The 19,548-nt window shown below is 60.5% G+C and carries 19 protein-coding genes; 14 read left to right on the top strand and 5 right to left on the bottom strand.

Annotated features, from left to right (window positions below):
- Positions 1 to 109 precede the first annotated feature (109 nt).
- The 3 genes from ACUYMZ_RS00540 to ACUYMZ_RS00530 all read left to right on the top strand — a co-directional run bounded on the left by ACUYMZ_RS00540 (position 110) and on the right by ACUYMZ_RS00530 (position 3,036).
- Positions 110 to 709 (top strand): hypothetical protein, encoded by a 600-nt coding sequence (locus ACUYMZ_RS00540; RefSeq protein WP_481601720.1) that lies wholly within the window; start codon positions 110 to 112, stop codon positions 707 to 709.
- On the top strand, positions 648 to 2,162 hold the full coding sequence (locus ACUYMZ_RS00535) for an ImmA/IrrE family metallo-endopeptidase (protein ID WP_481601719.1): 1,515 nt from the start codon (positions 648 to 650) through the stop codon (positions 2,160 to 2,162). Before ACUYMZ_RS00540 ends, ACUYMZ_RS00535 begins: the two co-directional genes overlap by 62 nt.
- Positions 2,163 to 2,493: 331 nt before the next feature.
- Complete coding sequence (locus ACUYMZ_RS00530; protein WP_481601718.1) at positions 2,494 to 3,036, top strand: hypothetical protein; 543 nt, start codon at positions 2,494 to 2,496, stop codon at positions 3,034 to 3,036.
- Positions 3,037 to 3,815: 779 nt separating this feature from the next.
- Here the strand turns inward: ACUYMZ_RS00530 and ACUYMZ_RS00525 are convergent.
- On the bottom strand, positions 3,816 to 4,733 hold the full coding sequence (locus ACUYMZ_RS00525; RefSeq protein WP_481601717.1) for a LysR family transcriptional regulator: 918 nt from the start codon (positions 4,731 to 4,733) through the stop codon (positions 3,816 to 3,818).
- A gap of 74 nt (positions 4,734 to 4,807) precedes the next feature.
- Here ACUYMZ_RS00525 and ACUYMZ_RS00520 point away from each other — a divergent pair, with 74 nt between their 5' ends.
- The 8 genes from ACUYMZ_RS00520 to ACUYMZ_RS00485 all read left to right on the top strand — a co-directional run bounded on the left by ACUYMZ_RS00520 (position 4,808) and on the right by ACUYMZ_RS00485 (position 10,974).
- Positions 4,808 to 5,473 carry an RraA family protein gene (locus ACUYMZ_RS00520; protein WP_481601716.1) on the top strand — a complete coding sequence of 222 codons (666 nt, stop codon included), beginning with the start codon at positions 4,808 to 4,810 and terminating at the stop codon, positions 5,471 to 5,473.
- On the top strand, positions 5,473 to 6,138 hold the full coding sequence (locus ACUYMZ_RS00515) for an RraA family protein (RefSeq protein ID WP_481601715.1): 666 nt from the start codon (positions 5,473 to 5,475) through the stop codon (positions 6,136 to 6,138). Before ACUYMZ_RS00520 ends, ACUYMZ_RS00515 begins: the two co-directional genes overlap by 1 nt.
- On the top strand, positions 6,135 to 6,725 hold the full coding sequence (locus tag ACUYMZ_RS00510) for an RraA family protein (protein WP_481601714.1): 591 nt from the start codon (positions 6,135 to 6,137) through the stop codon (positions 6,723 to 6,725). The genes ACUYMZ_RS00515 and ACUYMZ_RS00510 overlap by 4 nt, the downstream gene beginning before the upstream one ends.
- A gap of 12 nt (positions 6,726 to 6,737) precedes the next feature.
- Entirely contained in the window at positions 6,738 to 7,895 is a 1,158-nt protein-coding gene (locus ACUYMZ_RS00505; RefSeq protein WP_481601713.1) for a pyridoxal phosphate-dependent aminotransferase, read from the top strand.
- Complete coding sequence (locus ACUYMZ_RS00500; RefSeq protein ID WP_481601712.1) at positions 7,892 to 8,212, top strand: DNA-directed RNA polymerase subunit alpha C-terminal domain-containing protein; 321 nt, start codon at positions 7,892 to 7,894, stop codon at positions 8,210 to 8,212. The genes ACUYMZ_RS00505 and ACUYMZ_RS00500 overlap by 4 nt, the downstream gene beginning before the upstream one ends.
- A 29-nt stretch (positions 8,213 to 8,241) precedes the next feature.
- The gene (locus ACUYMZ_RS00495; protein ID WP_481601711.1) at positions 8,242 to 9,060 is read left to right on the top strand and encodes an alpha/beta fold hydrolase; all 819 of its coding nucleotides are present in this window, start codon (positions 8,242 to 8,244) and stop codon (positions 9,058 to 9,060) included.
- Entirely contained in the window at positions 9,057 to 9,326 is a 270-nt protein-coding gene (locus ACUYMZ_RS00490; RefSeq protein ID WP_481601710.1) for a hypothetical protein, read from the top strand. The genes ACUYMZ_RS00495 and ACUYMZ_RS00490 overlap by 4 nt, the downstream gene beginning before the upstream one ends.
- Before the next feature lie 85 nt (positions 9,327 to 9,411).
- On the top strand, positions 9,412 to 10,974 hold the full coding sequence (locus ACUYMZ_RS00485) for an amino acid permease (RefSeq protein ID WP_481601709.1): 1,563 nt from the start codon (positions 9,412 to 9,414) through the stop codon (positions 10,972 to 10,974).
- Positions 10,975 to 11,258: 284 nt separating this feature from the next.
- Here the strand turns inward: ACUYMZ_RS00485 and ACUYMZ_RS00480 are convergent, their stop codons facing one another.
- From ACUYMZ_RS00480 to ACUYMZ_RS00470, 3 genes are all read right to left on the bottom strand, one after another.
- Positions 11,259 to 11,900, bottom strand: a complete 642-nt coding sequence (locus tag ACUYMZ_RS00480) for a GntR family transcriptional regulator (protein ID WP_481601708.1) — start codon at positions 11,898 to 11,900, stop codon at positions 11,259 to 11,261.
- Between the two features lie 79 nt (positions 11,901 to 11,979).
- Positions 11,980 to 12,621 carry a GntR family transcriptional regulator gene (locus ACUYMZ_RS00475; RefSeq protein WP_481601707.1) on the bottom strand — a complete coding sequence of 214 codons (642 nt, stop codon included), beginning with the start codon at positions 12,619 to 12,621 and terminating at the stop codon, positions 11,980 to 11,982.
- Positions 12,622 to 12,702: 81 nt separating this feature from the next.
- On the bottom strand, positions 12,703 to 13,386 hold the full coding sequence (locus ACUYMZ_RS00470) for a DUF2848 domain-containing protein (RefSeq protein ID WP_481601706.1): 684 nt from the start codon (positions 13,384 to 13,386) through the stop codon (positions 12,703 to 12,705).
- A 192-nt stretch (positions 13,387 to 13,578) separates the two neighbouring features.
- On the opposite strand from ACUYMZ_RS00470, the gene ACUYMZ_RS00465 reads away from it, so the two are divergent.
- Together ACUYMZ_RS00465 and ACUYMZ_RS00460 are read left to right on the top strand one after the other, a co-directional pair.
- Positions 13,579 to 14,898, top strand: coding sequence for an MFS transporter (locus tag ACUYMZ_RS00465; RefSeq protein WP_481601705.1), 1,320 nt, complete (start codon positions 13,579 to 13,581; stop codon positions 14,896 to 14,898).
- Between the two features lie 33 nt (positions 14,899 to 14,931).
- Positions 14,932 to 15,750: a carbon-nitrogen hydrolase family protein gene (locus ACUYMZ_RS00460; protein WP_481601704.1), complete on the top strand. Its 819-nt coding sequence runs from the start codon at positions 14,932 to 14,934 to the stop codon at positions 15,748 to 15,750.
- A gap of 266 nt (positions 15,751 to 16,016) precedes the next feature.
- Here the strand turns inward: ACUYMZ_RS00460 and ACUYMZ_RS00455 are convergent, their stop codons facing one another.
- Positions 16,017 to 17,057, bottom strand: coding sequence for a LacI family DNA-binding transcriptional regulator (locus ACUYMZ_RS00455; RefSeq protein WP_481601703.1), 1,041 nt, complete (start codon positions 17,055 to 17,057; stop codon positions 16,017 to 16,019).
- Positions 17,058 to 17,215: 158 nt separating this feature from the next.
- On the opposite strand from ACUYMZ_RS00455, the gene ACUYMZ_RS00450 reads away from it, so the two are divergent.
- The gene (locus ACUYMZ_RS00450; RefSeq protein WP_481601702.1) at positions 17,216 to 19,546 is read left to right on the top strand and encodes an FAD-dependent oxidoreductase; all 2,331 of its coding nucleotides are present in this window, start codon (positions 17,216 to 17,218) and stop codon (positions 19,544 to 19,546) included.
- Positions 19,547 to 19,548: the final 2 nt, after the last annotated feature.

The following is a 19,548-nucleotide window of genomic DNA, read 5'->3' as shown; positions in this document are numbered from 1 at the left end:
GTGGTCAAGAGTCGTCTGGTGGCAGACTGCCGGTGTCCTCCTAGCGGAATTTCCTGGGTACATGCGCAGCGCTTTGACAGTGTGACATTTTAGATAATATTCTCAGTCTATGATTACTGACTCTGTCACCGAGATGCTTGAGCAGGTTGCGTTTGAAATCCGCGAAGTTTACGAAGAACGCGGCCACAACGTGGACTCGGCCTTGGGTCAGGATTCGGCATTTAGGGAATCCGGACGTAGCCGTTCTTCGCTCAGCCGTGATCTCATCGCGGAAGCATTTGTCGCTGGCGCGTCTCGCGTGGGGTTCGATCTCGACTCCGGGGCTTGGGGAGCTAAGCAGTTCCGGGCAACCCTGGGCCACTCGTTCGGGTTATTCCGCCTGAAGAAGGCAGAAAAGACAGCAAACGGTTCTTACAGGGTCGTCACCAGCAGTTCTTCTTCGTGGGGAGAAACTGATGAGTACACCCTGATTGCTGAAGAGCCCTACGTACTTGGGTACACGCTCAGCAATAACCAGATTGACGACATCTTTTTCGCCAAGGTCAACGGAGTAACCGAAGGCAATCCGGGCGAACTTGTCCTTGGCCGTGCAGTGCTTCTCGGTGGCCGGGGCCCTATCGGTGGTGGATCGTTCGAGCCTGTAGTGGATGACGACCTTCCCGGATTCGACGAGATCGAATCCGACGACTCAGCTTCAGGTGCCGCATGATCCGGTGCTTGGGGCGACTTGTAGTGTGGTCAAGGTAATGAGTGGTCAGGTAATGGATATTCAAAGTGTGGGAAATCGAGTTCGGCGGCTGCGCTTAGCGTCCGGACTTGGGCAAGTGGAATTAGCCGAGCGTATTGGAATAGCGTCTGGCACGGTTTCGATGATCGAGACCGGGGCGCTACCACTTCCTGATGCTCATGTGGGCCAACTTGCCCACACCCTAGGGGTGACGGAGTCTTACCTTCTTCGGCATCGAGCTGAGCCAGCAACCACTCGCCCATTACTGCGCGCCTACGCCGATGCGCCAAAGAAATTGGTCGACACGTTGTCTTCGGACATAGTTACCGCTGTTGAGGCGATAGAGGATCTCTCGCTGAAGCGCGTCCCTGACGCACTTCTTTACTATGACGAGGACTTGAACGACGATGACGCCATTGAGCGCTTTGCTGGCGAGATCAGAACCCGTGCAGGGCTGTCTGCACACGGGATCGTCGATAGTGCAATTCGTTCAGCAGAGCGGCTCGGTTGTCTAGTCCTACCTATGGACAGTGAACTCGGGCGCCATCTTGGCATGTCGATGCGGGTGGACGACGTGCCCGTGCTTCGCGTAAGTAGATCTTCTCTGAGCCATGAACACGCGGTCCCAGGTGACCGCCAACGATTCACGGTCGCTCACGAGCTTGGCCATCTGGTCCTTCATCATGCTTCCCCCCAGCCAGCCAACCCCGCGGCAGCAACGAAGATGGAACGCGAAGCTCATCGATTCGCGTCGGCGTTTCTGACACCAGGGGACGCGGTCGTCGATGATCTCGCAGCGTTAGGCGGCAGAGTCACCCTCTCCAACCTTGCAAGACTCAAGGAGAAGTGGGGACTTTCGATCAAAGCATTCGTCGTTCGATTCCAGCAGCTCGGAGTGATCGATGACGATCAGGCGCGAAGCCTCTACAAACAGATCTCTGCGCGCAAATGGAACAAGCAAGAACCCGTCAGCGTGGCAAACGAATCTGCTGTCTGGATCCGGCGGGCAATCGACAAACAATTCCCAGGTTCCAATGATCTAGTCGGTGCCGCTGCTCACCACAGTGGTCTAGACAGGAAGTACTTTCATTCGTGGATGGACTGGAGTCCAGAGGCGTCCAGTTCAAAGGACCTAGTTAGCCTGGCTGCCGTTCGCGAACGGAAGCGCACTGAAGTAGGCAAATCAAAGATGGTTAGGAAGGTAAGCAGCATGGCAAAGGGTGACATCAGTACATATAACGAGGACGGCGTTTGGAAATCCAAGGTCGAGGGGAGCTCGCGTGCCGCTCACACGGGCGGCACAAAAGCAGAACAACAGGCCATAGGGAGAGACATGGCTCGTCATCGCGGAGTTGAGCACACAATCCGCAATCTCAACGGACAGATCGGTGGGAAGAATTCATACGGAAACGACCCCAACCCGCCAAAGGGGTAACGCGAAACAGCAGTGTTGAGCGCCGGTTCTGACTGATGGCCCGCGGCACTCAAGTTAACCGCTATCCAACGTAAAAGAAGGAGACCGGAGGGGTCTCCTTCTTTTACTGCCCGGGAATCTTCAGGGACTTTTGTGATTCCGTCTTTGAGGCCATCAATTGCGGAACAGGCTTCAGAATATGACGCTCTCAACGAAGACGGTACAAGCTGGTGGACCAAGCAATGGCAGGGCAGAAGCCTGCATGCTCTATCAACCAAAGAGCCAGACAACCAAGAGTAAGAGCCCGCGGTGGCCTAGTCCGATGCCGGTAGCTGCTTCGTGAGGATCACTGATGGATTATGAGACGGAAGTCGATGCATACGGGATGCCGGTTGCTGCTTTTGGCGATCGCGTCCCTTCGGGCTTCTACGAGGTTCTTGGCCGGATTCTTTCGGCTCACGGGAGGATCGAGTATCTGAAGGAACGCCTCAGTCACCTTCCGGCCGATGAAACGATGGGAGTCAGGAAAGTTGAACAGTTCCGCTGCAGGGTCCGCTCAGAGCAAGCCGCCAGGAATACGATCGTTCATTCCCGCTGGGTGTTCGGAGCCCACGAGACCAACCCTGGCGTCATACTCGCTCTGCGTTACAAAACCAGGCAGAACACACCTGGTGACGTTGCAACGGTTTCAATCGAAGACGTCCCCGAGAGCGATAGAAAGCAGATCATCGAACAATTCACACTTGAGCATCTGAAGAAGATTTTAGCGAGCAGTATCGTGACGATGCGCATTGGCGAGCAGGCATACGCCGACGTCATGCATCAGTGGGCTATCCAACAGGCCGATACTGAATCGCGGTCGGGTCCGGGAGACTACGACGGAACTGGTGCCTAGAAATCGGGGTTCAGGACTGAGTCCAAAACACGGTGGCGAGCACCAAGTAAGAGACGCTGATCGGGAGAAGGCTTCTTTAGCCTCCTCCCGACAACCGGAGCCAGCCATCTCGTCTCTGCCCATCAGTCTGGCCGTGTGCACGGACAACGACGCCCGCGGGCCGGAGCTAACCTGCACTTCAGTGTCTATACTGAGTTCTCAGCTCCCGGAAACCTGGCTTCCTGGGCTAACGAACTCCACCATGTTTTGGTCGTAAAAACCGCAAAACCCGTCCGAAGGGAACCGAACGCCTACACAATAGACGGCGTGCACGGATCCAAAGTTGTGGCCTGGATGCACCACTTCTCCCAGCTCGTCCCTCCCAATGACCTTCACTAGCCGGCGTGTTTCCTCTGTTGTTATGTATGCGCTCATTCCCACATTCTCGAGAATTCTCAATTGAAGGTGTGGGATGTTCGATCGCTGTCGGTGTGTCCGTCTTACGCTGCCGGAGATGTTGTGGGGCAGCATGTGAAGACCGACAACCGACCCCCTAGCAGGCTGCACGATGCGACAAATGGTGCCGTGAAAAGGTCCCATTTACCCCCGAAAATCAGAGTCTGAACCGTACCCAAAGTTGTCTCGGTAACAGGGACTGTTGCATGACTTTTGGGACTACATACGGGTCGGGTAAGTTCGCGGGATTTCGCGGATTCGGATGGGTGGAGGTGTCCCAGGGCAGTTTCCCACTTCTAAGGAAGTGGGACACCATAGGCACGTATGCGGTAAGGGGCAGGCCTCTACGCCAACCCTTGGTGATGCCGGGCTTCTCGGACAACCTCCCTCGCGCACCGGATGAAGTTTTCGGTGATGGTTTCCGTGCCGCCGGCGCGGCTGACCATCGATAGCTCCACCAGGTCGACGGGCTGGGATAGCTCCCGTGCGATGTAGCCGGCGCTGGTATCGGCATTGGTGGAGGAGTTCGGGGCAAGAGTAACCCCCAATCCACAACCAACCATCGCGAGCTGTGATTGGATGGAGTTTGCGAAGTGCTTAGCGTTCGGACTGAAACCTGCTTGGCGGCAGGCCGCGACCATTTCGTCGTGGTAGTCAGGCGAAATCGCCCGGGGAAGCCACACCCAATTCTCATCTTGAACACTGGCCAATTCCACCGGCCCGCCTTCCAAGGCCAGAGGATGGGTGGGTGGCAAAGCCAGAACGAACCGGTCCCGCCGCAGCGGAATGGACTTCAGCCCTTTGCCGGATCCGCCCTGCCGGATGATCGCAACGTCCAACTCCCGCCTGAGTAGCTTGTCACGGCCAAGGTGGCTATCGATTTCGAAGACTTCCAACTCCACCCCTGGCCATTCACTCATAAATAAGCTGATGACTTCCGGCAGAACGCGCTGAAACGCGGACGTCACGGACCCCACGCGCAGCGTGCCGGCCATACCGGACTTGGCTTGTGTTGCTACTTCTTCTGCCCGCTGGGATGCCTGCACCAGGCGGCGGCATTCCTCAATGAAGAGCTTGCCGGCTTCCGTCAGCGCGACTGATCGGCTGGATCGGGTCAGCAGTTCGGTTCCTATCTGTCGTTCCAATTGGAGGATCGCTTGGCTCAGCGGCGGTTGTGACATCGACAAGCGCTCCGCCGCGCGGCCGAAGTGCAGCTCTTCAGCAACCGCAAGAAAGTACCTGGCCTGTCGCACTTCAATCATCGAGTCGTAAAACCTCTTTCAGCTAAACCTAATCAGACCTTCACTATATAGACGCGGTCCGTTGTACTGGAAGCATGACTTCCCGAACAAACCTCTTGGAGCACTACGCGGCCCTTGATGCAGCCGCCGTTTCGGACGCGCTGGACGCCCTCGGCCTGCCCCCTGGACAGGCAGGCTTCGTCCCGGTGTGGGGGACTCCGAAGATCGTCGGCTTCGCCGTGACCGTCCAGCTTGAACCGCATGTCCCCGGCCCGTCCGGCGCCCACATCGGAGCCACCGCAGTCGCCGAAGCCGATGACACGAACGTCATCGTTGTCGCCAACGATGGCCGCACCGATGTTTCGTGCTGGGGCGGGCTGCTGAGCCTCGGCGCATCCCTGAACGGGGTCCGCGGTGTGGTGGCCGACGGTGCCTGCCGCGACGTCCACGAAGCACGCGAAATCGGCTTCCCCGTCTTCGCGAAGGGCAGCATTCCCGCCACAGCCCGTGGCCGCTTGCAGCAACGCTCCACCGGTCAGCCCGTCCAACTCGGCGGAGTAACAGTCAGCCCCGGAGACCTTGTCTTGGCTGATGAGACCGGCGTCGTCGTGGTCCCCGCCAGCCACCTCGAAGCCGCTCTCGAACACGCCCAAGGAGTCGCCGCCCGCGAACAAGCCATCGCCGCCGACCTGCGCGACGGTGTCGCACTCCATGAAGCCATGCGCGATGCGCGCCTGGCAGGAATCACCGAGGAACACTAATGAGCACCACTACCCACACCACCGTCATCGAACGCTTGGCAGCACTGCCCACGGCGTCCATCTCCGACGCCATGGACGCCCTCGGCATCCACGGCACCCTCCACGGCATCGCCGGATTGACCTACGACTTCCGTGCCACCGGACCTGCCTTCACTGTCCAGTACGCACCGGCAGGGGAGACCCGGGGCAGCGTTGGCGACTTCCTGGACGACGTCCCGCCGGGAGCTGTCATCGTGATCGACAACCAGGCACGCACCGAGGTCACCGTCTGGGGCGGAATCATGACCGAAGTCGCAGCAAACCGGGGCATCGCCGGAACCGTCATCAACGGCGTCTGCCGTGACATTTCCACATCCCTGCAGCAGAACTACCCGCTCTTTAGCCGGGGCAAGTTCATGCGTACCGGCAAAGACCGCGTCCAGCTCGTCGCCGTCCAGACCGAGCTGACCATCAACGACGTCACCGTCAAACCTTCCGACATCATCTGCGCAGACGCCGACGGGGCTCTTGCCGTTCCCGCCAACCGTGCTGCCGAAGTAGCAACCCTTGCCGAGAAGATCGAGGACACCGAAAACCGCATCGTCGCCGCAGTCAAGGCAGGATCGACCCTGGTCCAGGCCCGCAAAGACCTCGGCTACCACGACCTCCAGTGGGGCAACAAGTGACCAACGCAGCCCGCGGGCACTCCTCCGCGACCCTCTACGAAGCCTCCAAACTGCCGTGTGCCTGCGACCCCGGCATCAAACCGGCTTGGCGTGGCGCCAGAGTCGCCGGGCCCGCCTTCACCGTCCGCGGCGTTGGAGGAGACAACCTGGCCCTGCACCACGCCGTGCTCAACGCACCTGCCGGCAGCGTCCTGGTCGTGGACATGCAAGGGGCCGAACACGGCCACTGGGGCGAGATCCTCGCGGCCGCAGCCCAGCACCGGGGCATCCTCGGCCTGGTCATCGACGGCGGTGTTCGCGACACCGACGAAATGGCAGAAATGGACTTCCCCGTCTTCTCCCGCTGCGTCACCGTCGTTGGCACAGCCAAGGATTACGCGGGCGACTTCACCTCACCGGTCCGCGTCGGGGGTCTCACCGTCCGCCCAGGGGACCTGGTGGTGGGCGACGCCGACGGCGTTGTGGTCCTGCCACGCGACGCAGTCGACGCGGTCCTGGACAAAGCCGACCAACGGGTCGCCGATGAACAGCGCATCCTCGCAGAGATCCGCGACGGCAAGTCCACACTTGAGCTCTACTCGCTCTGACCGGAAGTACACATGACCATCACCTACTCACCACAGCTGGGCGCTCCTGAACGGATCGCCGCCTCAAGCCGCCGCCCCGCCACCTTGGGCGCGGCACCCCAGGGCACCATCTCACTAGCCATGGGAGAGCCCGACGCCGGAACACCCACCCCGATCATCGATGCTGCCGTGCAGTCCCTGGCCAAGGGACGCACCCGGTACTCGCCGATGACCGGTGCCCCGGCCTTACGGGAGGTGCTCGCGCGGAAGATCTCCGCCGGGCACCCCCGTCCCACCACTGCGGAGGAGGTGGTGCTGACCCATGGTGGCAGCGCCGGGCTCGCTGCCACCATGCTGGCGTTGGTTCAGCCGGGCGAGAAAGTGCTAATCCCGGAGCCGACGTACTCCCTGTATGCGGACCATGCAGCGATGATCGGCGCCGACGTTGTCTGGATCGCACCCCTTGCGGACGGTTCGCTCGATATCGAAGCACTCCGGCGTGAAGCACCCGGGGCGCGGATGGTCATCCTGTGCAACCCCGGAAACCCGACCGGACGGGTCTACTCCGAAGCCGAACTGGCAGGGGTGGAGACTGTTCTCGCCGACCATCCCGGGCTGCTGATGCTCTCCGATGAAGCCTACGGAAGCATCGTCTTCGACGGACTTCCGTTCGTCTCCGCTCTGGACCTTCAGAACGTCTCGTCGCAGGTGGTGTACTGCAGCACACTCTCCAAGACCTACGCCATGACCGGATGGCGGCTGGGCTACGTTGTGACACCACCGGCGCTTGCGGCGAAAATCAACCTCATCCACCGCACCTTCAATGGGCCTCTGAACACCTTTGTCCAGGATGCGGCGCTTACCGCACTGGAAACCCCTGAAGCGGACCTTGCCATGTTGACGGCTTCGTACCAGGAGCGCCGTGACCTGGTCCAAAATGCACTGAGCGGGATCCCCGGTGTCCGGATGCTCGCCCCCCAGGGAGCGTTCTACGCCTTCCCGCGCGTCACCACCTCGCTGACCTCAGACCAGATGGTGGCCCGGTTCGCCGAAGCTGGCGTGCTGGTCCGCTCGGGCAGCGAATTCGGGCCCTCCGGTGAAGGGCACGTACGGCTGTCCTTCGCCACCGACATCGCAAGCCTTGAAGAAGGGCTGCGCCGGTTTGCTGCGGCCGTGAAGGCCTTCCCGTGACAACCCCGCCGCGTCCGGGCACCCCGGTGTCCGGTCTCGGCCTGCCCGCCCGCGCCGAAAATGCACTGGCCAGGCACGGCATCACAACCCTTGAAGTTCTGGCCACATGGTCCCGTCAGGAATTGTTGGCCCAAGTCGTTGGCCTGGGCAACAACTCACTTGACCTCATCGAAGGGGCCCTGAGGAATAGAGGACTCTCCTTGGCCGCACTCGATACAGCGAAGCTGTATCAGCTTGCTATGGCGAGCACCAACCGGCGCCATGTCGCCAACCACCACGCGTGGGCAGTCTCAGCTGAGACGCCAACGCGCCCCTGAAGCAAAACCCCAACAGAGGAGACAGACACGTGCCCGGGTTGACCAAACTTGAACCCTTCACCCTCCCGCTCACCATCGAAAACGTTCAGGTCGAAGTCGCTGGTATGTTCCGCAACGGCACAGGCGTGCCGTTGGTGTTTCTCCACGGTTTTGGTTCCACCAAGGAAGACTACGCCGACGTAATCCAACAGCCGGGACTCGCCGACCGTCCCGTTCTGGCCTATGACGCCCCGGGCTGCGGAGCAACCGTGTGCTCGGATTTGGACGCGATTTCCGTGCGCTTCCTCGTGGCCGTCGCCGAGGCTGTCCTTGCCGCCCGGGGCATCGAACGCTTCCATCTCATCGGCCACTCCATGGGCGGTCTTACCTCACTGCTGCTGGCGGATCGGGACCCGGCCAGGGTTGTCAGTTTCGCTGACATCGAAGGCAACGTCGCGCCCGAGGACTGCTTCCTGAGCCGGCAGATCATCAGTCACTCCCACCCTGACCCGGAAGGTTTCTTCAAGGACTTCCAAGACCGTGTGTGGGGATCCCGCTTCTACTCAAGCGCCCTTTACGCCGCCAGTCTTCCCCACAAGGTAAGGCCCGGCGCTGTGCGTCCCATCTTCGAGTCCATGGTGGATTTGTCCGACAACGGGAACCTCCTGGACCGGTTCCTGGCCCTGCCGTTTCCCCGGATGTACATGTACGGGGTGCAGAACAACACGCTGTCTTATCTGCCGGCCCTTGCCGAAAAAGGCGTCGAGCTCGCCGAGATTTCCCACAGCGGTCATTTCCCCATGTACTCGAACGCACCGGAGATGTGGGCACGGCTTGAAGCATTCTTTCACTCGAGCGAGCAGGCATGAAGCGCCGTGATGATCCGCCGCGGCAGTTCCGTCGCCATGATGACTGGACGGCCCTGATCGGCGGTTATGTCCAGGTCCGGCACAACGGAGTCCCTGTCCAAAACGGAATCGTCGAGCACGCCATGGCTGACTCCTCAACACTCTGGCTCCAAAGCAACGGCGTGCAACCCCGCCGCGCCTTCGCCCGCAACGAGGGATACGAGGTCTGGATCAGCCCACGGGACCTCCAGCTCCGCACACCCCGGGCTGGCGTTTCCAGCATCTAACCCGCGCTCCCGTCCCGTCCCGATCGTGACGGAGTTGCTCATCCAGCCGCACGAAGGGGTGCGGCTTTGTTCCTATGGAGAAAACATGAAAATACCCTCACGCGACCGCGCCGACGAGCTCGAAAACGAAAGAGAGCGCACCGGCGACGTAGCCGCAGCTGTCCGCGACTTCTCAAGCGAAGAGCACGGCTACCACAAAGCGCTCAAACCCCGGCAAATCCAGATGATCGCCATCGGTGGGGCCATCGGAACCGGTCTGTTCATGGGAGCCGGCGCCCGCCTCAATGGCAGTGGCCCTGCCCTGGTTCTGGTTTATGCCCTGTGTGGTTTCTTCGGATTCATGATCCTTCGGGCCCTCGGTGAACTTGTCCTCCATCGGCCCTCGTCGGGCTCCTTCGTTTCCTACGCCAGGGAGTTCTACGGCGAAAAAATGGCGTACGCAGCCGGGTGGCTCTACTTCCTGAACTGGGCCATGACCTCGATCGTGGACGTCACCGCGGCGGCCCTGTACCTGAAATTCTGGGCGCCCTACTGGCAGCCCCTCCGTGAGACACCCCAGTGGCTGCTGGCCCTGATTGCCCTTGTCGTGGTGCTGTCACTGAACCTGGTATCGGTGAAACTGTTCGGCGAGATGGAGTTCTGGTTCGCGCTGGTCAAAGTCATCGCACTGGTGACTTTCCTCGTGGTCGGTGTCGTGTTCCTTCTCAGCGGTGCCGCGACCGATGTTGGACCCACAGGGCTTGCGGTCTTCACCGACAATGGCGGCTTTTTCCCCAATGGAGGCCTCGCTCCTCTTCTCGCCGCCAGCGGGGTCATATTCGCCTATGCAGGCATTGAGCTGATCGGCACTGCAGCCGGTGAAACCAAAGACCCAGAAAAGGTCATGCCCAAAGCCATCAACAGCATCGTCTTCCGCATCGCTGTCTTCTACGTGGGATCGGTGCTGCTGCTTTCCCTCCTGCTGCCTTTCACCGCCTACAAAGGGGGTGAGTCCCCGTTCGTTACGTTCTTCTCCCACCTTGGGGACCCCAGCGCAGGAGCCACCGCGGCGACGATCATGAACTTCGTCGTTCTCACCTCCGCCCTATCCAGCCTCAATGCAGGGCTGTACTCGACCGGCCGGATTCTGCGTTCCATGGCCGTCAACCGCTCCGCACCCAAGTTCTCCGGCAGAATGAACAGCAGGGGAGTGCCCTACGGGGGAATCCTCTTCACCACGGTCGTTGCACTGCTCGGCATCGGCTTGAACGCACTGGTGCCCTCGCAGGCGTTCGAGATCGTGCTGGAGATTTCCGCCCTGGGCATCATCGGGTGCTGGGCCACCATCATTCTTTGCCAGATGAAGCTGCACCGGATGTCCCGGGATGGTCTTATCAAACGCCCGGCGTTCAGGCTCTTCGGCGCGCCCTACACCGCCTACCTGACGCTGGCCTTCCTGCTGTTCGTACTGGGTTCCATGGCCTTTTCCGAGACCGGCCGATGGGTGCTGGCCTCGCTGCTTGTCCTCATCCCGGCACTGGTCATCGGGTGGTTTGCTGCCCGTGACGGCATCCGTGCAGCAGCCAAAGAACGCGACGGATATACGGGCAGCCTCCCTGTGATCGCCAACCGTCCGGTCATGGACCATGCAGCCAACAGGGAACGGTGATGAAAGGCCTGGGGCGTGAAAAGCTGCGGCCATCGACAGTTCTCATTCGCACCGGTGATCACGCCCCGGTCAGCGGTTGGTGGCGGCCCGATGGTGAGACCACACCGTTTCGGCATGTGCCTGAAGGAGTGCTGATGCCGCCGCTCCGGGGCCGCCAGGTTGCTTGGAAGCTGGAGTTGAAAACAGCTGAACATCCGGGGGGCGACTGCGCTGAGCGGCCCTGACATGAAGGCCGGCGGCAGGCGTTGCCCGCCGCCGGCCTTCTCTCATTAGCGCGCTTTGCACTAATCGCCCAGCAGCGATTTGCGGGTGCATTCCAGGTGGGCTTCCACGGCCGCCAGGGCGGCATTGGAGTCGCCACTGGCCAGTGCATCAAGGATCGTCTGATGCTCGGAGATGACTTCCAAGGCACGGGGACTCCCGTCCTTCACAGCCCGCACGCCGATGCGGAGCTGCCGGTTCCTTAGAGAGGCATAAAAGTCCGCGAGGACCTTGTTGCCGGCGGCTGCGATGATCATGGTGTGAAAGTCGGTATCAAGTTCAATGAACCGGTGGGAGTCGGTGATTGCGGTTGCTTGTTCCTGCTGGATCCCGCGGAGCCGCTCAAGGGTTAGTGCGTCGAGCCGGGGTTTCGCGGTAACCGCCCAACCTTCAACAAGGCCACGTGCCTGCAGGTTCGCGCGGATCTCCGCATCGGTGACAAGGGGCACGTAGGCCCCCTTGTGGGGAACACGCCGAATAAGGCCTTCGGCTTCCAGTCTCAACAGCGCTTCCCTTACGGGGGTTCGGGAGGTGCCCGTGGCTTTAGCCAGGGCCGCTTCGTTGAGGAAGCTCTCTTCCTCGGCGGGGATCCCGGCAATGAAGTTGGTCAGCCAGCGGTAGGCAACGTCCGCGGAGGCCACATTGAGGGAGCGGTCCTGATGCATGCATGCCTCTCCAGACGGAGCACAAAAGCCCATCTCTCACCCGGAAACGAGCGCCGGATGCCGGTTGGTACGTGGTGCTTCAGATCTCAGACAAACCCGAGGCGGTGGTGCGGATATGGCTGACAAGTGCCGCTTTCGCTTGTTCGATGTCGCCCGATTCAAGACCATCGACAATGGCCTGGTGTTCGGTGATGACTGCTGCCTGCCGCGCCGGGGTGTTCATCAATGCGCGGACGCCGATACGTACGTGGCGGGCGCGCAGGTCCGTGTAGGCCTTCGTCATCAAGGTGTTCCCGACCGCCCGGACCAGTGCGATATGAAACTCGCTGTCCCAGTCAACGAACTCACGTTCATGACCTGCATCAGAGCACTCGGATTGATGTTTCAGCGCAAGCTTCATCGCGTCCAGAGGCACACTGCCGCGCTGGATGACGGCCTCTGCTGCGGTGGTCTCAAGGACCGTCCGGAACTCCAGGGCTTCACTGATCTCCTGGCGCGTGACCGGAGGTATGTAGGCGCCGTGCCGGGGAACCAACTGCAGCAACCCCTCCGAGGCCAACAAAAGGAAAGCCTCCCGCACAGGAGTCCGCGACGTGCCGCCGACCTGCTCGGCGACCTGCTCCTCAGTCAGAAAGCTGCCATGGTAGGCGGGATCGGGCAGGATGACATCTCGGATGAAGTCGTAGACTCGGTCACGATTGGACTGTGTTGGCGTGGGCATGGTTTCAGTATACGCTCCGCATACATAGAACTGGGGAACTGCGGGGCGCGCCTAGTGGGCGCGCCCCGCCCTATCCACGGACTACCCGATTGGCGTCGCCATGGGAACAACGTCGTAGGCGAGGCTGATGGTGCGCCCCAGGACCGGGTCTCCCAGCTCGGCCCGCCAGCCATCGGCGAACTGATTGACGCCTTCGATCATGTTCACGGTCCCGGAAATCAGCACCGTGCCGGGGCTGAGCAGCTCGCGTTCCTTCAGGACTTCCACCCAGTGCGAAGGCGGAAGCAGATCGCCAAGGGTGGCGGTCTGGATCTTCTCTTCTGCGCCGTCGTTGGTGACCCACGCCGTAAGCGTGAGTTGGTCCAGATGGTCCTCGACCTCCTGAAGGAGCCAGGCATCTGTTGCCAGAACGTCGGGAGAGGCGTTCTTGGACCAGGCGATTCCGTGTACTTCCAGCTCACGGTCCGTGTGGTCGCAGGCCAGTGTCAGAAGGATGCGGCCGCCCTCGGCCACCACGATGGCCCATTCCACTTCGCCGGAAGTCTTGCCGTGCTGAACGGGCACGACAGTGGTCTGTTGTGCCAGGTAGGGGGAAACGGGGTACATCGTGGGGGTTTCCGTCGGGGCCGGCACGCCCAGCAGGGCCAGTTCTTCGATGTGGGCCCGGACGTGCTCCTGATGACGGCCTGCATATCCGCCGTTCAACAGGTGGGTGACCTCAACGTCGACGATTTCACCATCGGGGAGGCTGAACTTCAGTGACATGGGAGCTCCTAGATATTTCAAAAGGGGGTATTGCTGCGATCTGCATCACAGTATAGTGTGAGTATACACAGCCCATACGCTTCTGTATACGAAGCCGAAAAGTTGTTCATTGATCGTCACAGCACTGTCTAAGCCACCCGCCTGCAGCGGTCCTTGGCATCATCCACACTTCGTTCATTCAGGAGGCACACGTTGACTGAACAAATCTCCGCGGCACAGCAAGCCGCATCTCAACGTCCAGCGCAAGGCAAACGCGGATTCATCGTCGCCCTCACCGGTACAAGCTTGGAGTGGTACGACTTCGCCATCTATTCGGCAGCCTCGGCTTTGGTGTTTGGGCAGGTCTTCTTCCACGCGGACGACCCCCTCGCCGGAACACTGGCAGCCTTCGCCACCTATGCCGTCGGCTATGTGGCCCGGCCCTTGGGCGGTGTCCTGTTCGGCCGGCTCGGTGACCGGATCGGCCGCAAAAAGGTCCTGGTATGGACCCTTCTTCTGATTGGAGTGGCCACGTTTGCCGTTGGCCTTTTGCCTGGCTACGACACCATCGGGGTCGCGGCCCCCATTGCGCTGGTTTTCCTCAGGCTCTGCCAAGGTGTTGGCGTCGGCGGCGAATGGGCCGGTGCGGTCTTGATCTCAAGCGAGCACGGCGATCCGAACAAGCGTGGCCTCTTCGGCTCAGCCGCCCAGATCGGCCCGCCCCTTGGCAACCTGATGGCCAATGGCGCTCTGGCGCTCCTGGCCCTGATGCCTCAGAAGGATTTTCTGTCCTGGGGCTGGCGGGTCGCCTTCCTGCTCTCTGCTGTCCTCGTCGTCATCGGCCTGATCATCCGTTTCAAGATTGAAGAGACGCCCGTCTTTGAGGCCATCAAGGAACAGGGCCTGACTCCGAAGTCGCCCATCGCCGACGTCTTCCGCACCGAACGCAAGGCACTCCTCGCGGCAACCATGTCCCGCATCGCCCCGGACGTCATGTACGCCCTGTCAACGGTGTTCATCCTCACCTACGCCACACGCCAATTCGGGCTCCCTGCCGGAGGCGCACTCCTGGCCGTCGTCATCGGCTCCGCGTTTCAAACCTTCATGGTCCCGGCCGCAGGCTACCTCTCCGACCGCATGAACCGACGCCTGGTTACAGCCATCGGCGCCGCCTGCTCCATCGCCTTCCCGTTCATCTTCTTTCCACTCATGGGCATCGGATACATCGGTGTCGTGCTCGCAGTGATCTTCGGCCTGCTCTGCAACTCCCTCATGTACGGCCCTCAAGCAGCACTCGTTTCTGAGCAGTTCAGCCCACGGCTGCGCTACGCAGGAAGCTCCCTCGCCTACACCATCGGCGGTGTATTCGGCGGAGCCATCGCACCACTGCTGTTCACTTGGCTCCTTGGCGCCTTCGGCTCCTGGGTGCCGCTGGCCCTGTACATCGTCCTCGTCTCGGTCATCACATTGATCGGCGTCGCACTGGCCAAAAACCCCGACGCCCGCGAAACCGCCCACCACACCATCTACTGAGCCCCCAAAATCACTAGAAAGAGGAGAACCCCCATGACTTCTGCAAGCCTCAAAGTCGCCGTCCAACAAATTGCCACGACCACAGACCCCGCCCGGAACCTGGAACTCGTCCTGGGCGCAGTCCGCGAAGGCGCGGCTACCGGCGCCCGTGTGGTTGTCCTCCCGGAAGCCTCACTGTCGCGTTTCGGAGTCTCGCCGGCGGCCGCTGCGGAGTTAATCGAGGGCCCGTGGGCCTCTGCCGTCCGCCAACTTGCTACCGAACTCGGAGTTATTGTCCTGGTCGGAACTTTTCAACCAGCCGCTGGCGGCCGCGTCCGCAACACGATTCTGGTAACCGGCGAAGAAATCCACGAAGGCTACGACAAAATCCACCTCTACGACGCCTACGGATTCTCCGAATCCGCAGATGTCGAGCCCGGCGACAAGCCCTTCACCTTCCAAGTCGACGGCATCACCGTCGGCGTCGCAACCTGCTACGACGTACGCTTCCCCGAACTTTTCCGAGAACTGGCCGACCACGGCGCCCAAATCATCATCGTCACCGCACACTGGGGCGCCGGCGAAGGCAAAGTCGACGCCTGGCGGCTCCTCAATCAAGCACGCGCCATCGACTCCACGACTTGGATCATCGCCTGCGACCAAGCTGACGCCTCAACCGCAGGCATCGAAGAACCAGCAGGACCCCGCTTCGGCGTCGGACACAGCCTCGTCGTATCACCCATGGGCGTTGTACTCGAAGAACTCGACGAAAAGACCGGCCAACTCGTGGTGACAGCGGACATCGAAGCCGTCGAAAAGGCCCGGCAGGTTATCCCCGTCCTCGCGAACCGTCGCCTCGGCGTCACCGTCTAGACCCACAAATGGCTCGGGATCTCACCGTTAATGATCCCGAGCCTTTTGTCATCAGGATAGGCGCGCGCGAGGCCGAATCGGCTCGGAAACCCTCATACAGATGGTGCGTATCAGCTGTATGACAACAGTGGTCCATGCCTGAGTGTCCCAGTTCCAAGGAAGTGGGACAGTGCATCCTGCCAACCTGGCAGCGGGGTCGATCGCGGCCAGGTTCTCCAGCAAGACAGAGCACCCGTTGTTCAGTGCGCCGGCGCCGGGAAAAGGGACTAGTCTGGCATCTCGCGGGGAAGGCCGGTTGAACTCCGTACCACTAGATGCGGTGTGAGCACGTCGATAGACGGAAGCGTTGGAGTGATAGGGCTGGCGATGTCATTCAACCTATAGTCCATTCGTTCAACTGCTGCCTTCGCTAGTCGACGCGATCCCTGTGCGATTGACGTTAGTCCGATGTGGGGCAGAGATGCGACGTGGCTGTCGTCATAGCCAACGATGGACACATCGGCGGGTACGGAGATACCTGCCCTGAGGAGTTCAAACAGTAGACCAACGGCTGTGGTGTCGTTGTACGTCAAGACGGCGGTGGGTAGTTCACTTTCTAGAAACATCCGGGCAGCGAGAACGCCTGCGAGGTCCGAACCATCTCCTTCGATAACCTTGGCCTCTTCGGCCAGCCCCAGTCTTTCCATCGAGTTCATATATGCACGGCTTCTTTCGAGCCCCGCAAGCGATGCTCCGCCCGAGACGTGGACAATTCGTCGATGCCCGAGACTGACGAGGTGCCCCATCGCCTGGGCAACGCCTTCGGCACCCGAAGCCTGGACGAGATCCGTTCCCTCACGGGATTGCATGTGACCGATAGCCACAGTAGGAACTTGAGATGCCACGGAAATCGCCTCTTCGTCCATAGTTGACTCGGGGTCAATCAATATGATGCCATCGCAGCGGGCGCTGAGCAGAGTCTCTGCCGCGCGCGATCCGGAGATGTTTTCCGTCAAGGCGCCGAGCATCACGGTGTAGCCTCGTTCAGCTGCCGATTCGTATAGCCACTGCACAACATCGGCGTGAAATGGCGACATCAGCGAGTAAAGGACTCCGAGCATCTTGGATCTGCGGCTGCGCAACAACCTGGCTCGTGAATCCGGCCGATAATTCAGTTCCGCCGCGACGGCAAGCACCTTCTGTCTCGTTTCCTCCCCAATGCCCGGCAGATCCCGGAGCACCATTGAAACGGCCGCCGGTGACACCCCGACCTGTTTGGCGATATCGACGATGGTCGGACGTCGACCGTTCGGATTTGGGGATGCCATTATCTGCCTCTCTTGGAAACTATGTATTGACATGGTTCCATGCCGATCACATACTTATTCTACTAGAACGTTTAAGTTCTGCGAAGCGGCGGCATCACGCAAACATCGCAAGAGACGTGAACTTGCGCCATGCACAAGAAGCTTGAAGGGATAAATCAGTGAAGTTTGTCGAAGAAGACTACGACGTAGTGGTCGCAGGCGGCGGTTTAGCCGGGTTTTCCGCAGCAGTTGCGGCAGCCCGGCACGGAGCCAAAGCGGTACTAATCCAGGACCGTCCGGTTCTGGGCGGAAATTCCTCATCCGAGGTACGGGTCACCCCGCATGGTGCCGCAGCCTTCCACGGTTATGCCCGGGAGACAGGGATTATTTCGGAAGCGTTGATCCAGGAACGGGCGATAAACCACGCCAAGATTGAGGAGAACGGCTGGACCAACAGTGTGTGGGACCTCGTTCTTTATGACATTGCAGTACGCACCGAGGGCCTCACTCTGCATCTGAATACAGCGCTTGAGGAAGTCGACGTCACCGAACAGCGAATCACCAGGGTCAGGGCCAGAGTGGCCAATGCCGAAACGATTATCCAAATCACTGGAAAGACGTTCATCGACTGCACCGGTGATGGGACGCTTGGCGCACTGGCAGGGGCCGAATGGCTTTCCGGCACAGAGTCAGCTTCGGAGTATGGTGAACCTGATGCGCCAAATGAAGCGACGGATGGAACGATGGGAAGTTCCCTTCATTTCAAGACCGTTGATACTGGCAGCCCGGTGCCCTTCAAGGCGCCTGATTGGGCGGTCAAATACGACGACCCGTCCTTCTTCCGTAAGGGTGCAAGGCTCCCCAAGACCCTTTCCAGCGGCTATTGGTGGATCGAAATCGGTACCCCATGGGATTCGATCCATGACAACGAGGCTATCCGGCACGAACTCACGAGGCATGTCTTGGGGATTTGGGACTACCTGAAAAACAGGGACCCCTACTGGTCCGACAAGGCCCAGAACCTGGCGCTGGATTGGATCGGGCAAGTGCCCGGAAAACGTGAAAGCAGGAGGCTGCTCGGGCAACTGGTGCTCACTGAGAATCACCTCATTGAAAACGGGGAGTTCGAGGACGAAGTAGCCTTCGGTGGGTGGTACGTCGATCTACACACTCTCGGCGGACTTTTGGCCGAGGATGCAGAGCCCGTAAGTACTGCCCTTTTCGCTAATCCGAAGTCAAGTTTCGGCTCTTCCAAGTACGTCGGGCCTTTTGGCATCCCACTTCGTGCGCTGATGAGCAAGGATCTTTCCAACCTGATGTTTGCCGGAAGGAACGTCAGCTCCACCCATGCGGCGTTGGGGGCCCTACGTGTAATGGGAACCACCGCAGTCATGGGCCAGGCCGCAGGCACGGCCGCTGCCATGGCCAAGGACACGGAAGGGGTCGAGGCCGTGCTCGCTCTGCAGGTAAGGGAGCTCCAGCAGACTCTGCTGCGTGACGGCTGCTTCCTGCCCCATGTGCGGAACTCGGATCCGGACGACCTCTCCCTCACGGCTACTGTCGCCGCCAGCAGTTCTGAAAAGGTCCGCGGTGTCGGGCCGAACAGTGCGAACTGGCTCGGTGGGATCGACCATTGGCGGGACCACCCTGTTCACCCATTCACGGGACGCCTAGAGCGGAGGACGGCGCAGTGGGTCGCCGTCGGCGCGGGGCAAGGTGTTGACGTTCTTCGTCTCGCGCTGACCAATGAAGGAGATTCAGCCCGCGAAGTGACCGCCACTGTCCACAAGGTCGACGACATTTGGGACTACAGGACGGAACCGGGGGGAGCTTTGGGCAAAGAGGTCCTTGTCGTTCCGCCCGGTGGGCCGCATTGGGTCGAATGGTCCGTAAACATCCCCGGGGAGGATTTGGCGCAAGGCGGGTACATTCGGGTAGACCTTGACGCGGCACCAGACGTTGAATGGCACGTCTCCAGCGCTGTCCTGCCGGGCCAGATTGCAGGGTATGAATACAGTCCTGGTCGTTACCGCCGCTTCGGTGGAGGCTCAACGCTGAGCTTCCAGATCGAACCGGCTCAAGAGGCTTATGCCGCCGGGAACGTCCTCACGGGTGTCACACGTCCGCATCAGGGCACCAACCAGTGGAGGTCAGATCCGGTTGCACCGCTTCCTCAGTGGCTCCAACTGTCCTGGGAACAGCCCCAACGCGTCCGCCAGATCCAGATCACGTTTGCCGGACACCTACTGCGCGAATACCACGCCTACCCCGCCTTCTATCGTGATCCCCAGTGTGCCCGGGACTACGTCATCGAAGTGGATGCCGGGGGTCAGTGGAAGGAAGTCGCACGGGTTGAAGGCAATTATTCGACCCGAGTCGTGCACGATCTCCCCGAAGGTACCACGGCCGACAGCATCCGCCTGACGGTCTTCGCGACCAACGGCGATCCCGCGGCAGGAGTCTATGAGATCCGCTGCTACGAGTCCCCTCTCTGCTCAACGGTCGGCTAGAT

The organism is Arthrobacter sp. T572 (assembly GCF_056780115.1).
This window is presented reverse-complemented; position numbering and strand designations above follow the sequence as displayed.

Coding starts and splice junctions, on each gene's coding strand:
- ACUYMZ_RS00515 (WP_481601715.1), top strand. CDS start 5,473: ATGAGCACCACTACCCACACCACCGTCATCGAACGCTTGGCAGCACTG.
- ACUYMZ_RS00525 (WP_481601717.1), bottom strand. CDS start 4,733: ATGATTGAAGTGCGACAGGCCAGGTACTTTCTTGCGGTTGCTGAAGAG.
- ACUYMZ_RS00460 (WP_481601704.1), top strand. CDS start 14,932: ATGACTTCTGCAAGCCTCAAAGTCGCCGTCCAACAAATTGCCACGACC.
- ACUYMZ_RS00535 (WP_481601719.1), top strand. CDS start 648: ATGACGACCTTCCCGGATTCGACGAGATCGAATCCGACGACTCAGCTT.
- ACUYMZ_RS00480 (WP_481601708.1), bottom strand. CDS start 11,900: ATGCATCAGGACCGCTCCCTCAATGTGGCCTCCGCGGACGTTGCCTAC.
- ACUYMZ_RS00520 (WP_481601716.1), top strand. CDS start 4,808: ATGACTTCCCGAACAAACCTCTTGGAGCACTACGCGGCCCTTGATGCA.
- ACUYMZ_RS00470 (WP_481601706.1), bottom strand. CDS start 13,386: ATGTCACTGAAGTTCAGCCTCCCCGATGGTGAAATCGTCGACGTTGAG.
- ACUYMZ_RS00455 (WP_481601703.1), bottom strand. CDS start 17,057: ATGGCATCCCCAAATCCGAACGGTCGACGTCCGACCATCGTCGATATC.
- ACUYMZ_RS00530 (WP_481601718.1), top strand. CDS start 2,494: ATGGATTATGAGACGGAAGTCGATGCATACGGGATGCCGGTTGCTGCT.
- ACUYMZ_RS00475 (WP_481601707.1), bottom strand. CDS start 12,621: ATGCCCACGCCAACACAGTCCAATCGTGACCGAGTCTACGACTTCATC.
- ACUYMZ_RS00485 (WP_481601709.1), top strand. CDS start 9,412: ATGAAAATACCCTCACGCGACCGCGCCGACGAGCTCGAAAACGAAAGA.
- ACUYMZ_RS00490 (WP_481601710.1), top strand. CDS start 9,057: ATGAAGCGCCGTGATGATCCGCCGCGGCAGTTCCGTCGCCATGATGAC.
- ACUYMZ_RS00540 (WP_481601720.1), top strand. CDS start 110: ATGATTACTGACTCTGTCACCGAGATGCTTGAGCAGGTTGCGTTTGAA.
- ACUYMZ_RS00505 (WP_481601713.1), top strand. CDS start 6,738: ATGACCATCACCTACTCACCACAGCTGGGCGCTCCTGAACGGATCGCC.